The sequence below is a fragment of the Sphingobium sp. TomTYG75 genome (genome assembly GCF_054771635.1).
The window spans coordinates 2306588-2320675 of sequence record NZ_BSRE01000001.1 but is presented as its reverse complement, the minus strand read 5'-3'; the positions used below and the strand labels follow the sequence as shown (position 1 = coordinate 2320675).

The window sequence follows — 14088 nt, the reverse complement described above, 5'->3', positions numbered from 1 at the left end:
AACAATCAACATTGATATGCAACATAACATTAGGAGAGGACCTGACACATGTCCACATCGGAAATTTCCCTTATTATCGGCGGCGAATCGCGCAGTGCCGCATCGACTTTCGAACGGTTGAACCCGGTCACTGGCGCCGTCGCCACCCGTGCCGCCGCCGCCAGCGTCGAAGACGCCATTGCCGCGGTCGATGCCGCCAAGGCAGCATTCCCCGCCTGGTCGCAAACCGGCCCCAATGCCCGCCGCGCCTTGCTGATGAAGGCCGCCGACGCCCTCGATGCCCGCGTGGACGATTTCATCAACGCGATGATGGAGGAAATCGGCGCGACCGAGGGCTGGGCTCGCTTCAACCTGATGCTATCCAGCTCTATGGTGCGCGAAGCGGCTGCCCTCACCACCCAGATCGGCGGAGAGGTGATCCCGTCCGACAAGCCCGGCTGCATCGCCATGGCGATCCGGGAACCGGCGGGCGTGGTGCTGTCGATGGCGCCGTGGAATGCGCCGATCATCCTCGCCACCCGCGCCATCGCCGTGCCGCTCGCCTGCGGCAACAGCGTGGTGCTCAAGGCATCGGAACAATGCCCGCGCACCCATGGCCTGATCGTCCAGGCCTTTGTGGAAGCGGGGTTCACCGGCGGCATCGTCAACCTGATAACCAACGCGCCGCAGGACGCGGCCGATGTGGTCGGCGCGATGATTGACCATCCAGCCGTGCGCCGGGTGAACTTCACCGGATCGACGCCGGTCGGCCGGATCATCGCGAAACGCTGCGCTGAGCATCTGAAGCCTGTGGTGCTGGAACTGGGCGGCAAGGCGCCGCTAATCGTGCTGGAGGATGCCGATCTTGACGAAGCAGTAAAGGCCGCCGCGTTCGGCGCTTTCATGAACCAGGGCCAGATTTGCATGTCGACCGAGCGGATCATCGTGGTCGATGCCATCGCCGACGCCTTTGTAGGGAAGTTTCAGGCAAAGGTCGGCACCATGGCGGTGGGCGACCCGCGTGAGGGCAAGACGCCGCTCGGCGCGGTGGTCGACAACAAGACAGTTGCTCATGTCCGTACGCTTATCGATGATGCGTTGGCGGCAGGCGCGACACAACTGAACGGCGGCGAGGCGAATGGCGTCTTGATGCCCGCCCATGTCATCGACCGAGTCACGCCGCAGATGAAGCTGTTCCGCGATGAGAGCTTCGGCCCGGTCGTCGGCATCATCCGTGCCCGCGACGAAGCGGATGCGATCGAACTCGCCAACGACACCGAATATGGCCTGTCCGCATCGGTCTTTACCCGCGACACGGCACGCGGCCTCAGGGTCGCGCGGCAAATCCAGTCCGGCATCTGCCATGTGAACGGCCCGACCGTCCATGACGAAGCGCAAATGCCCTTCGGCGGCGTCAAGGCATCAGGCTATGGCAAGTTCGGCGGCCGCGCGGGCATCGACAGCTTCACCGAATTGCGCTGGATCACGATGGAGACCCAGCCCGGCCATTATCCGATTTAACGCTCACTCCCTTCGTCATCCCAGCGGAAGCTGGGATCTCAAGCGGAGAGGCACGATCCAGCCGCACGAGATGCCAGCTTTCGCTGGCATGACGACCAGAACAAGGACTTTACCATGACCAATTTCCTGCAAGCCGATGGCGTCGAGCAGGCCGAAATCGAAACCGTCGCCTTCACGGTGGAGGACGGCGTCGCCTGGGTCAGCCTCAACCGCCCGGACAAGCGCAATTGCATGTCCCCGCGCCTCAATCGCCAGATGATGCGCGTGCTCGATGAGCTGGAGTTTCGCGACGATGTCGGCGTCCTCGTCCTGACTGGCGAGGGTACGGCGTGGAGCGCGGGCATGGACCTCAAGGAATATTTCCGGGAAACCGAAGCGCAGGGCCTGAAGGGCACGCGCGACGCGCAGCGGGAAAGCTATGGCTGGTGGCGCCGCCTGCGTTGGTATCAAAAACCTACCATCGCCATGGTCAACGGCTGGTGCTTTGGCGGCGGCTACGGCCCGCTCTTCGCCTGCGACCTCGCCTTCGCGGCGGAGGAAGCGCAGTTCGGCCTCAGCGAAATCAATTGGGGCATCCTGCCCGGCGGCGGCGCGGCCAAGGTAGCTACGGAACTTACCAGCTTCCGCAACGCCATGTACCACGCCCTGATGGGGGAGAATGTGGACGGCAAGACGGCGGCGGAATGGGGCTTCGTCAATGAAGCGCTGCCGCTTGGCGCACTGAAGGGCCGGGTGTCGCAGGTTGCGCAGACGCTGCTGACCAAGAACCCCGTGGCGCTCAAGGCGACCAAGGACGCCATCCGCCGGGTGCGCGAGATGACCTATGACAATGCCGAGGATTATCTGATCCGCGCGCAGGAAGCGGCCAACAGCTTCGACAATGAAGGCCGCAAGGAAGGCATCAGGCAGTTCATCGACGACAAGAGCTACAAGCCGGGCCTTGGCGCTTATGACAAGTCGAAACAGCAGGCCTGAACAGCGGTAAACTGGCGGGACCGACCGAAAAGTCGGCCCGCCCAAATAGTTTTTTGGAGAGACGGACCCATGACGGCCGACACCCTCAATCCGCCCGTCACCGCCCGCACCGGCAATGCGCTCGACCGGCTGCTGCGCCCGCGATCGGTGGCGATCGTCGGCGCATCGGACAAACCGGGTGCGCTGGGCGCATCCGTCCTGTCCAACCTCATGCGCAATGGCTTTTCAGGCGACATCCACCTCATCAATCCCAAGCGCGCAGAGATCGGCGGACGGCCATGCCTGCCGTCGGTCGATGCTTTGCCTGATGGCGTCGACGCCGCTGTCCTCGCCATACCGCGCGCTGCGGTGCTCGATACGGTGAAGGCGTTGGCCGCGCGCAATGTCGGTGCCGCCGTCATCTTTTCCGCCGGATTTGCCGAAGGTGGTGAAGAGGGTTTAGCGGAGCAACGGGAGATTGCCCGCATCGCGGCTGAAAGCGGCATGGTCGTCGAAGGGCCAAACTGCCTTGGCATGACCAACTTCATCGAACGCGTACCACTGACCTTCGTTGAAACCGACGCGAAGCGGCTGGGCGATCCTCCCGGCATCGGCGTCGTGTCGCAAAGCGGGGCGATGGCTTGCGTGTTGTGTACCACGCTCGCGTCGCGCGATTTGGGCCTGTCCTTCTCGATCTCGACCGGCAACGAAGCCGCATCGGGCGTCGAAGATTATGTCGATTACCTGCTGGAGGACAGTTCCACGCGCGTCATCGCCATGATCGTGGAACAGTTCCGGCAGCCCCAGCGTTTTCTCGCCGCCGCCCGCCGCGCCCGCGCGCTGGGCAAGACCATCGTCCTCCTGCACCCGGGCCGGTCGGCCGCCGCACGTGAATCCGCCGCCACCCATACCGGGGCGATGGCAGGCGACTATCAGGTCATGCGCGTCAAGGTGGAGCGCGCGGGCGTCATCCTCGCCGAGACGCTGGAGGAACTGGGCGACATTGCCGAGATCGCCGTGCGCTGCCCAACCATCCCGGCTGGCGGCGTCGCGGTGCTAGGCGAAAGCGGCGCGTTCAAGGCGCTGACCCTCGACCTGTGCGAAGCGATCGGCCTCGACCTGCCGCAGGTGAATGACGGCAATGCCCCTGCCCTGCGCGCGGCGCTGCCCGACTTCGTGCCCGTCTCCAACCCGCTGGACCTGACCGCGCAGGGCCTCGTCGATCCCGATCTCTATCGCCGGACGCTGGCGGCGCTGTTCGCCGACGACCGGTTCGGCAGCATCGTCGCGGGCATTATCCAGACCGATCCCGTGACCGTCGGCATCAAGCTGCCGCCCATCCTGAGCGCCGTTGACGAATTGCGGCCGGACAAGCCGATCATCTTCGCCGGGCTGGACGAAGGCGCGCCGGTTCCGTCCAATTATCTTGATCAGTTGCGCGCGCTTGGCATCCCCTATTTCCCTTCGACCGAACGCGCCTTCCGCGCTCTGAAGCGCCTCAACGACCATGCGCGCCGGGACTTCAGCGAAGCGCCGACCACCCCCCTGCCCGCCTCCGGCCTCGCCGGGCACAGCGGCGTCATCCCGGAATATCGCGCCAAGACGATCCTCGCCCGGCTCGGCATCCCGTTCCCGAAGGGCGCCTTCTGCACCAGCATCGACGACGCACTCCGCGCTGCGCAAGCGGTCGGCTATCCGGTCGCGCTCAAGGCACAGTCCGCCCGTCTAAGCCACAAGAGCGATGCGGGCGGCGTGGTGTTGAACCTCTCCAACGCCGACGAACTGCGCGCGGGCTGGGACCAGTTATATGCCGATGTCGCCGCCTATGATGCGACCATCGCGCTCGACGGTGTCCTGATCGAAGCCATGGGCGAACGCGGCGTCGAGCTTATCATCGGCGCGAAGAACGATCCTGACTGGGGACCGGTCATCCTGTGCGGGTTCGGCGGGGTCACGGCGGAAATCCTTCAGGACGTGCGCCTGATCACCCCCGGCCTCTCGGTCGATGCCATCGCCGCTGAACTGCATAAGCTCAAGCAAGCGCCGCTGCTGCGCGGCTTTCGCGGATCGCCCGCGCTGGATGTGGAGGCGGCAGCGGGGATTATCCATAAACTTGGCCGCATCCTTCTCGCCGAACCTTCAATTCGGGAGATCGATATTAATCCGGTGATCGTCTATCCGCAGGGTAAAGGCGCAATCGCCCTCGACGCCCTCATGCTGACCGCACCGGAAGACGCCTGACCAACAAGGCAATAACCAGATCGACAATCATTTCAGGGGAGGTGAGGATGGCGCAGAACGGAACGGACATCAGGCGATCGCTTGATGAAGCGCCCATGGGCCGCCTGCAAATCGCGGCTGTAGCGCTGTGCATCATGCTGAACGCGCTTGATGGCTTTGATGTTCTGGCAATCAGCTTCGCATCACCCGGCATTGCCGCGGAGTGGGGCATCGACCGCGCCGCATTGGGCGTCGTGCTTTCGATGGAACTGATCGGCATGGCTGTGGGGTCCGTGCTGCTCGGCGGCCTGGCTGATCGCATCGGCCGTCGGCCCACCATCCTGCTCTGCCTCGTGGTCATGGCGACGGGGATGTTGGCCGCGACCTTTTCATTCAGCGTTGTCTCCCTGTCGGTGATACGGCTTGTCACTGGCCTCGGCATCGGCGGCATGCTGGCTTGCACCAACGCCATCGTCGCAGAGCTTGCCAACGCGCGCACCCGCAGCCTGGCCGTTGCCCTCATGGCGGCGGGCTATCCGATCGGCGCGATACTTGGCGGCTCGGCCGCTTCGATGCTGCTGATGTCGGGCGAATGGCGCGACATATTCCTGCTGGGAGGAGTCGTCACTGCAATCTTCTTGCCGCTGACTTTCCTGCTGCTCCCTGAATCGATCGGCTTCCTCCTTCAACGACGCCCGGCCAATGCGCTGGACCGGATCAATCAGCTGATGGGCCGGATGGGACACGATGCACTGGATGCTTTGCTTGCTTCAAATGCAGCGGCGCCCAAGACGTCCTTTGCCGCGCTGTTCAGTCCCGGCCTCGCACGCACGACCGTGCTGCTGACGGCCGCCTATTTCTTTCACATCATGACCTTTTACTTCATCCTCAAATGGGTGCCCAAGATCGTCGTGGACATGGGTTATGCACCCTCGTCCGCTGGTGGCGTGCTGGTATGGGCCAATGTAGGCGGCTTGCTGGGCGCGCTTTCGCTCAGTGCCCTCAGTTGGCGGCTGGACGTCCGCACATTAGTGATCGCCGCCCTCCTACTGTCGATGGCAATGGTGACCGTCTTCGGACAGGGACAAGCCAGCCTTTTCGGCTTGGCCCTGGTAGCTGCGGCTGCGGGATATTTCACCAACGCGGCCGTCGTCGGTCTCTATGCTATCATTGCGCAATCTTTCCCAACGGCCGTCCGGGCGGGCGGCACGGGAATAGTGATCGGCTTCGGCCGTGGAGGAGCTGCTTTGGGTCCCATCCTTGCTGGTTTCCTTTTCACTCTCGATTTCAAGCTTCCCGCCGTAGCGCTGACCATGGCATCAGGGTCGCTGATCGCGGCATGCGCATTAGCCCTTCTCGTGACTGGAGGACGGCACGGCAATTCGTCCAAGGTTTACGAATGAACAGCTGTTCCCCTCATTTCCCGACCGCCGCTCGCGCTCTTCTCTGACATCGCCATAAGGAAAAAACTGCCCATGTCGCCACAGCGCTATTCCATGACGGCGATCGCGTTGCATTGGTCGATCGCGGCAGCCCTGAGCTTTCAGCTCATCCTGGGCTGGCAATTGTCCGGCATCGCGCCGGGGTTGGGCCAATTTGCCGCCTATCAGCTGCACAAGTCGATCGGGATCGTCATCCTGCTACTCACCCTTCTGCGGGTTGGCATCCGCCTGGCCCACCCCCGCCCCCCGGCACTGGCGGATGATCGGATATCTGCGTTCGCGGCAAAGGTGACGCATCAATTGCTCTATGCCGTCATGCTGCTCGCCCCGATCAGCGGCTGGGCGCTGGTCTCAACCAGCAAGCTGCGGGTGCCGACGCTGCTGTTCGGCACGATTGCCTGGCCGCACCTGCCGATCCCTTTTGGCCTCAATGGAATAGCCTATGACACGCATCGCCTGGCCGCTTATGTCCTGGCCGGATTGGTCGTGCTGCATGTCGCTGGAGCTATTCGCCATCAATTTTACAAGCGCGAGGATCTGCTTGCTCGCATGATCCCGGGCTTGGCGCCGGGGCTTGCGCTGCTGGTTGCGCTAGGAACAGTCGCATTGGCAGGTGCGGCATCATTCTTTCTTACCGGAACGCCCACCAGAGCCGTGGCGCAGCAGAAAGGGACGCCCACGCCAATCAAGATAGCGCCACCTTCACCCGTTTCCGCCCCAGCGCAGCGGCCTGCCACGACCCCGACGGCCCCAAAAGCTACGCCGGTGCCTACGGCCAATTCACAACACCTTCCCTTGGCGCGGTGGCGCGTCGTGGGGCAGGGAAAGCTCGGCTTTATCGCCATGTGGAGCGGCGTGGCGGTGGACGGGGCCTTCCTTCACTGGAAATCGGACATCAGCTACAGCCCAGACGATTTGCCCGGCAGCGCAATCCTGGTGACGATCGACCTGGCCTCCGCCGTCACGGGCGACGCACAACGCGACGAAACGCTGCGAGGCCCCGATTATTTCGACATAGCGGCGCATCCGCATGCTGTGTTCCGCGCCAAAGGCTTCCGACCACAGGGCGGCGACCTGTACGAAGCCAGAGGCACGCTTGACCTGAACGGACGCCTCCGCCCGGTCACGTTACGCTTCACGCTGCATCAGGATGGCGACACGGCCAGAGCCGAAGGCCGAGCAGATCTTGACCGGAACATGTTTGATGTCGGTTCAGCCACCGATGAAACGATCGCTGCGAAGGTCACGGTAAACTTCGCCTTGACCGCGCACCGGCAGGATCAGTGATGATGCGGGTTTCGACACAATTTCCAGGGAGCGCCCTATCATTCAGTTTGCTAAAGACGAAAAATTGCCATTCTTCTCTCACGTCGCACCGCTTTTAGGGGCAAGCCGACATGATTTTCCGTAAATGACGTCTGCGCCGCTTGGGAACGACGATTGTAGTCGATCTCGGCCGCCTGAATGACTAACCGGCTGACGCCGATAGGATCAGGCGGAGAGGCTGAGGCCGTTTTGCGGCTATTCTTTATTGAGTCCAACCCCTCCCGTACGGGTCACCACTCTCTCATAGATACACATCGAACGCTCGTAATTTCAGCGCCGTTCGGCACGTTTGTGAGATATGGATCGAACTAACTTGCGTCTCTGTCGTTTGATGTTGGGCAATTGTGGAGACGAACCATGCGTAACACATTCTTATTGATGGCAGGATTGGCAGCCGCTGCCAGCGTTGGCGGCTGTTCTCGTGAAACGACGCGCGATGGACTGCGGGGTGCAGGCATCGGCGCAGTCGGTGGTGCGGTAGCAGGTGCGATCGTGCCCGGGCTTGGCGTTGCCGAAGGCGCGGCGATCGGTGCTGCCGGTGGTGCTGTCGTAGGTGCGGCCACGTCCGATGGACAACGCCGGTGGGAACGTGACCGTCGCGGTCGCGAATATTATATCGATCGCAACGGCAACCGCGTTTACCGCTGACGCCATATCGTCGCGCGTTGCGCGCGGCATTCAATGACATGACAGCATCTTGGGCGCAGCGATGGCAGGGCCGGGACAGAATCGTCCCCGCTATTGCGGCGCTCTTGGTGAATGCCGTGATCGGCTATGCATTGATAATTGGCCTTCGAGCGCCTTCGCTATTACGCTCGGCGATAGATAGCACCCCCTTGGCGTTGTTCGATCTGAAGCCCGCCATGCCGGACCAACCCAAACCTCCCCCGCCTAAAGAAGCTCGCGAATCCAAACGCGAAGGCGGCGCTGCGTCCGGATCTCTTCCACGCGCCAAGAGGGTGCGAGATAAACCGCTGCGCCCTTCCAGCGTTGTTGCCCCGTCACCCATGATAAATACCCTTGCTCCAACCCTACCCATCTCGCCGACAACCGCCATGACGAGCGGCGCAGGCGGCGCGGGTAGTAGCGCTACTCCCGGCTCTGGCAGCGGGTTCGGCGGCACGGGAACCGGCACTGGCCGGGGGGATGGCGAGGGAGGCGATTTCTCGCGAGCGCGCCAAACCGGCGGCCGCTTTCGCAATTCGGATTTCCCTGGATCCTTACGCGGCGTAGGCCGCGTGACGATCGGCGTGCGATACGCCATCGGTCCTTCGGGACAGGTCGACAGATGCGAAGTTATCGAAGGAAGCGGATATCCGGAGATCGACGCAATGACGTGTCGCGTCATCATGGAACGATACCGTTTTCGCCCTGCTCGCGATCCCGAAGGATATGCCGTCACTGAGGTGCGGGAAGAGGATTATCGCTGGCGTGTGCGCTAAAAGCGACAGCAACTAGACAACCAGCATCGACACCCACCACCCGGGGAAGGCCGCGACCGCCAGACATGTGCCGAGCGGCACCCGCGTCGCTGCCGTTATCTTGCGGCCCAACGCGACACTTGCCAGCACCGCCACCAGACCAATCCCCGCAGCCATCAGCAGGATGAACGGCAGCGCCTGCCATCCGAACCAGGCCCCAAGACCGCCCATCAGCTTTGCATCGCCCAGGCCCAATCCTTCGCGCCCCCGCGCCATCCGATAGCTGACCGCCACCGCCAGCAGAACGCCATAACCTGCCGCAGCTCCGATCACTCGATCGGACAGCGCCGCATCCGTCACCCACAGGCCCAGTGTCAATCCAAGGAATGCCAACGGCAACGTCAGCGCGTCCGGCAACCAGAAATGCCGCCAATCCAGGATCGCCAATGTCAGCAGCAGCCATCCAAGCAAAGCCCATCCAGCCCCCACCAGCCCCGGCGCCAGACCGCAGGCGAGCGCCCCGATCACCGCGCACCCCGCCTCCATGCGCCCGTGCAGCGTTGCGATCTTCCCGCCGCAAGTCCTACACCTGCCTCGCAACAGCAGCGCACTTATCATCGGGACAAGGTCGACCGCGCTCAACACCCGCCCGCAGCTATCGCAGGTCGACCGTCCGCGCATGACGCCGCGACCCTCGGGCCAACGCAATATCAGCGTTCCCAAAAAGCTGCCCGCGATCGCCCCTGCAACCGCGCCCAGCCCCGCCCACAGCGGATCGATCACAGCGTTCCTTCGACCTTCAGCACCCGCGCGCCGCTTGTCCCCGCAAAGCCAACCTTCGCCAGCGCATCGCCGAGCGCCGCATCCGCCGTCTCCACCCGCATCTCGGCAACATAGCGCCCTGACCGCCATATCCGCAGGTTGATCTTCTCCAGCCCAGACTGGCTCACCAGCGGCAGCAGCAACGCCTCGCCATCACAACTCGCCACGCCGGACAGCCCTTGCGTCAGGTTGAGACCCGGGAACTGCCCCGCCATCTGCGCCCGCACCCGACCCTCGGCATGGCCGCAGCGATCGCCGGAAAAATAAGCGGTCACATCCTCCATCGCCAAACTCGCGATCGGCAGCGGCGCAAAGCTGCGCCCGAGCGGCACAGTCCCCGTCACATCATCAATGCCCACGCGCCCGAAACCCACGGTCAGCGCGCCGCTCAGATCATCCGCCGCGCCCTGCCGCCGCCATATGTCGAACCGCGCCCGCCCCATCAGCAAAGACACCGGCGATAAAGCGGCATTCACCGACCCGACCGGCATCGTGCCCAGCATCAGCTGATCGATCCGCCCGCTCCAAAGCGTCCCTCGCACCTCCCGCGCGGCGACGCCCAGTCGTTCCAGCCCAGAAAGCCCCAGCGCAATCCGCATCGGCATGAACAGGATAAGCCCGAACGCCAATAACAGCACGATCGCAACCCGCGTCCGCCGCGACCAGCCCAGCCGCGTCATTGCCCAGCCCCCCGCACAAGCACCGCCTGCACCGAAACGCTACCCGCCGTCGGGGAAGGCCGCGCGCTCATCGTCTCCACGCGCACGCCCTGCGCCTCCAGCGCCGCCAGCCAGGAAAACAGCGCCACCGGCCGCACAGACGCCATCGCAATCTCGATCCGCGCGCTGCCCTGCGCCTCCGCCCGCTCCAGCGTCAAACCCGCCTCGCCCGCGCTCTGGCTCACAAGCTGGTCGATCGCCGTCCCGGAACTCGCCGCAACCCGTCGCGGCAATGTCTTGAGCAACTTCACCTTCGCCCGCATCGCCGCATTGCGATCGGTCGCGGCGAGCAGCCCCTCACGGGCCGACCGCTGCGCCGAAGCCAGCGGCCCCACCACGCCCAGCCACAGCACCACCACCGCCAGCAGGGCGAACATCACGCCCAGCATCCATTGCTCGCGCGGCGATCTCTCGACCCACATGGTTCTTACCGATTCCATCATGATCGCACCGTAATATCAGCCAGCGCTCGCCCGCCCGGATCCTGCGAAGGCGTCGCCGTGATGGTGAAGCCCGCGCTCTGCAACGCCAGCAGCACCGTATTGATCTCATCCACCTTCGCTGCTGCCAGCGTCGCCCGGATCATCCCGTCCGGATCGCGCGACAGCGCCGTCATCGACACGCCCGGCGCCTCCTGCAAGGCGCTCAGCAAGCCCGCAACCGGCGCGGTAAAGGCATAAGCCCCCGCCCCGCGCTCCGCCAGCTGCCGCTCAATCTCCGCCTCGGCCTGCGTCAAGTCACCCGCACCCGGCACCACCTGCCGCGCCAGCGCCAGACTCTCCGCATCCAGATTGCTCGCCGCCACATGCTGCCGCACCAGAACCGTCAACGAAATCATCAGGCTGATGAGCAGGATCAGCCCGCTCCACAGCAGGATGCGACGCAGCACCGCCTTATCAGCCACCCGCCGCACCCGCTTGGCAAAATCCCCCTGCCGCAGGTCCAGCGGAGGCCGCTCCAAAGCCTCAACCGCCCGCGCCTGCAACAGATCGGCAGGCACATCCTCAATCGCCGCATCGGCCGCCAGCACCGAAGCCAGATCGCCGCCAAAAGCAACGTCCTTGCCCCGCAACACCGCCTCGCCATCCAGCGCGCCACGCACAAAACCCTCGACAGGCTCCGGCAACAATAACGGCGCAGGCACGATGATGTCCGGGTCCAGCCCATGATGCTGCGCCCAGAGCAGCCAATGCTGCATGTCACTCCTCGCCGCGACCGCAACGACATGCGGCCGCGCCGGATCGTCATTCTCATCCCCCGCTGCAAACAGCTGGTCGGAAGGCACGATCCCCCCCGCCAGCGCCGCCAGCCGCGCCGCCGCCCTACCCTGCCGGGGCGCAAGCTCGGGATACTCCGCCCAATACAAAGTCACCATCGAAGCAGGCGGCACCAGCATCACCACCGCATCGGCAGGCAGCGCCGTCAAGCCACAAGCGGCCAGCCAGTTTGCCCCCCTGCCGCTCCGCGCCACAGCGCCATCGACAACGCGCATCCACAGCGGCGCGCCCGCTTCGGGCAGCGCCACGATCAGTCCATCCCGCACGCTCACGCGCCGCTTCCCCAGCTACGGCGGATCAACCTCGCCGGGCTCTGCCGGGCATCAATCATCGCCCGCTCCACCACCTGCGTTCCCCCAACGTCCACCGTCACGTCCACCCCGAAAAATCCTGTCGTCAACTTGACCTGATTGGCCGCTTCCTCAAGCGGATTGATGCCTTGGGCAGCAAACGGCGCCCAGAATTGCACCGTGCTGCCGTAACCCTCGACTGGCCGCTGCGCCAGATATTGCCGCGCCTGCGCCACGCTCACCTGTCCTTGCAACAGCATCGCGAACAGCACCGCCTGACCGGGCAGCAGCGTATTGACGTTGATCGGCGACAAATCCGCCGTCGGCAGCGCACACACCCAAGGCCGCGCCAGATCATAGATGGCCGGCGTCACCCCATGCACAGCGCGAAGCTCGCTGGCATCCACCATGAAGCGATTCGCCGTGCGATAGGGCCGCGCCGCCTGCGCATAAACCTCGTCCTCCGCGCCGCCCGGCTGCGACACGCTGTCGCTGTCGATCCAGTCGGCCAGCGACGCTGCCGCCACCTGCGCCTGCCGCACATCGACGCCGAGCGCCTGCAACAGCGCCTGAAATTGCGACACGCCGACCGGACGCACCTTCAAATTGGACTCATTCTCGCCAGCCACCACGCTGTTGAGGTTGAAGCAATTGCCCGCATCACTCACCCGTGCACTCGCCACTCCACCGGGAACAGCGACCGGCTGCGGCGTCCCCATCCAGTTTCCCGCCAACGTCGTCTTGCCCGGATTGGCCGCGACCAGATCACCGATCCGCAACCGCGCCATCTCCGCCCCGGCATCGGCAAAGGCGCGCGCCTGATCCACCGCGCCACTATTCCCAGTCATCCGCGTAGCCAGCGCCAACCGCTCCAACGCCGTAGAGGCAACCACAGCCATCACCGCGACCAGCAGCAATACGGTCAGCAACGCGGCCCCCCGCTCGCCCCTTTTCCCAGGATCAGGCACCAACCATCTCCCCTTCCAGCTTCTCCGCAGGCCCCGGCCCGACCAGTAAGCGCAAGGTGACAGGCGCCTCCCCCGTGCGCGTCACCGTCATCTCCACCGCCCGCGGCATCAGGTCCGGCTGCGTCGGTATCCACTCGCCACGCCACTCCCCCTGCGCATCGCGAAAGCGCAGCGCGACATCATCCACATGGTCCAGCAGCGTAGCTGGCTCGTCCCCAGCCGCGCCGTCAACCTGCACATAGGTCCGCCGCTCCAGTCGCCCTTGCCGCACCCAATATTCCACCTTCTGCAAGGAAGGCCGGGGCAAATCGCCCAGATTGTCCCAGCCGCCGCGCACAAACTGCATCACCGGCACGGCCTCGCCCTCACGATGCGACCAGAATGCAGGCGCCAGCGTCCCCGCTTCCGTGCGGCTGATACGCGGCACCGCCTGCCCAAGATCGGCAGCCAGCGCGCCGCCTGCCCGCTGCACGGCCGCCATGTCGTCCAGCCGCGCCTTGACCTGAGCCTGCGCCGACACGCTATTCCCCAGCAGGAGCACGCCCGCCGCCGCCAGCATCGCGAATATCATCAGCGCGACGAGCAGCTCTATCAACGTAAAGCCCGCCTGCCCGCCCGGCCCTCCGTTCGCTTCGAGTGAAGCCTGTCCTGAGCCCTGTCTAAGGGTCGAGCAGCCTGATGCGCGACTGAAATCCCTGCTGGCTATGGCGCGCATCACTGCACCACCCGCACAAAGCTAAGCACGACCGGCGAAGACCCCGCCTGTCCATTCACCGTCAAATCGACCTGCAACAACCGCTTGTCGTTCGTGGCCTTAACCGCCCGCACCCAATGCCAGCGCCGCCCGCCATTATCGACATCGCCCTCTTCACTGCCCAGCGAGGGCGGCGAAGGATCGGTCTGCACCTCCACCATCAGGTTGCGCGCGACAATCTGCCCCAGCGCCTTACTGTCGAGATCCGCCGCCGTCCGCAACGTCACCCCCTGCAACCGCACCAGCGCCAACGCAGCCAGACTGAACACCGCCAACGCCACCAACATCTCCAACAGCGTAAAGCCTCGCTCACCCGTTGGAGCCGACCTTTCACCCGTTCGGGCTGAGCTTGTCGAAGCCCCTTCTTTTCTTCCAGCAGAGCTACCGAAGATACC

Annotated in this window: 13 protein-coding genes and 1 pseudogene; 7 read left to right on the top strand and 7 right to left on the bottom strand. The window is 64.3% G+C overall.

The window, feature by feature from the left end; all coding sequences use genetic code 11:
* Nucleotides 1-48 precede the first annotated feature (48 nt).
* The 7 genes from ACYU81_RS11755 (at nucleotide 49) to ACYU81_RS11725 (ending at nucleotide 8884) form a co-directional block, all read left to right on the top strand.
* The gene (locus tag ACYU81_RS11755) at nucleotides 49-1500 is read left to right on the top strand and encodes an aldehyde dehydrogenase (RefSeq protein WP_460987757.1); all 1452 of its coding nucleotides are present in this window, start codon (nucleotides 49-51) and stop codon (nucleotides 1498-1500) included.
* A gap of 114 nt (nucleotides 1501-1614) precedes the next feature.
* Nucleotides 1615-2475, top strand: coding sequence for a p-hydroxycinnamoyl CoA hydratase/lyase (locus ACYU81_RS11750; RefSeq protein WP_449471723.1), 861 nt, complete (start codon nucleotides 1615-1617; stop codon nucleotides 2473-2475).
* A 69-nt stretch (nucleotides 2476-2544) separates the two neighbouring features.
* Nucleotides 2545-4695, top strand: coding sequence for an acetate--CoA ligase family protein (locus tag ACYU81_RS11745; RefSeq protein WP_460987756.1), 2151 nt, complete (start codon nucleotides 2545-2547; stop codon nucleotides 4693-4695).
* A gap of 47 nt (nucleotides 4696-4742) precedes the next feature.
* Nucleotides 4743-6077, top strand: coding sequence for an MFS transporter (locus tag ACYU81_RS11740; RefSeq protein ID WP_460987755.1), 1335 nt, complete (start codon nucleotides 4743-4745; stop codon nucleotides 6075-6077).
* Nucleotides 6078-6149: 72 nt separating this feature from the next.
* A complete protein-coding gene (locus ACYU81_RS11735; protein WP_460987754.1) occupies nucleotides 6150-7403 on the top strand; it encodes a cytochrome b/b6 domain-containing protein in 1254 nt (417 codons plus the stop codon).
* A 396-nt stretch (nucleotides 7404-7799) separates the two neighbouring features.
* A complete protein-coding gene (locus ACYU81_RS11730) occupies nucleotides 7800-8090 on the top strand; it encodes a hypothetical protein (protein WP_449471718.1) in 291 nt (96 codons plus the stop codon).
* A gap of 407 nt (nucleotides 8091-8497) precedes the next feature.
* A complete protein-coding gene (locus tag ACYU81_RS11725) occupies nucleotides 8498-8884 on the top strand; it encodes an energy transducer TonB (protein ID WP_460987753.1) in 387 nt (128 codons plus the stop codon).
* 12 nt (nucleotides 8885-8896) lie between these two features.
* On the opposite strand, the gene ACYU81_RS11720 is transcribed toward ACYU81_RS11725, so the two are convergent.
* The 7 genes and pseudogenes from ACYU81_RS11720 to gspI form a co-directional block, all read right to left on the bottom strand.
* Nucleotides 8897-9646 (bottom strand): prepilin peptidase, encoded by a 750-nt coding sequence (locus tag ACYU81_RS11720; protein ID WP_460987752.1) that lies wholly within the window; start codon nucleotides 9644-9646, stop codon nucleotides 8897-8899.
* Nucleotides 9643-10365 (bottom strand): type II secretion system protein N, encoded by a 723-nt coding sequence (gene gspN / locus ACYU81_RS11715; protein ID WP_449471713.1) that lies wholly within the window; start codon nucleotides 10363-10365, stop codon nucleotides 9643-9645. Before gspN ends, ACYU81_RS11720 begins: the two co-directional genes overlap by 4 nt.
* On the bottom strand, nucleotides 10362-10847 hold the full coding sequence (gene gspM / locus ACYU81_RS11710) for a type II secretion system protein GspM (protein ID WP_460987751.1): 486 nt from the start codon (nucleotides 10845-10847) through the stop codon (nucleotides 10362-10364). Before gspM ends, gspN begins: the two co-directional genes overlap by 4 nt.
* The gene (gene gspL, locus ACYU81_RS11705; protein ID WP_460987750.1) at nucleotides 10844-11953 is read right to left on the bottom strand and encodes a type II secretion system protein GspL; all 1110 of its coding nucleotides are present in this window, start codon (nucleotides 11951-11953) and stop codon (nucleotides 10844-10846) included. The genes gspM and gspL overlap by 4 nt, the downstream gene beginning before the upstream one ends.
* Nucleotides 11950-12939, bottom strand: a complete 990-nt coding sequence (gene gspK, locus ACYU81_RS11700; RefSeq protein WP_460987749.1) for a type II secretion system minor pseudopilin GspK — start codon at nucleotides 12937-12939, stop codon at nucleotides 11950-11952. Before gspK ends, gspL begins: the two co-directional genes overlap by 4 nt.
* Nucleotides 12932-13657: a type II secretion system minor pseudopilin GspJ gene (gene gspJ, locus ACYU81_RS11695; RefSeq protein ID WP_460987748.1), complete on the bottom strand. Its 726-nt coding sequence runs from the start codon at nucleotides 13655-13657 to the stop codon at nucleotides 12932-12934. Before gspJ ends, gspK begins: the two co-directional genes overlap by 8 nt.
* Nucleotides 13654-14007, bottom strand: a pseudogene (gspI, locus tag ACYU81_RS11690) (type II secretion system minor pseudopilin GspI); the annotation flags it as partial. The gene gspJ and the pseudogene gspI, both read right to left, overlap by 4 nt.
* Nucleotides 14008-14088: the final 81 nt, after the last annotated feature.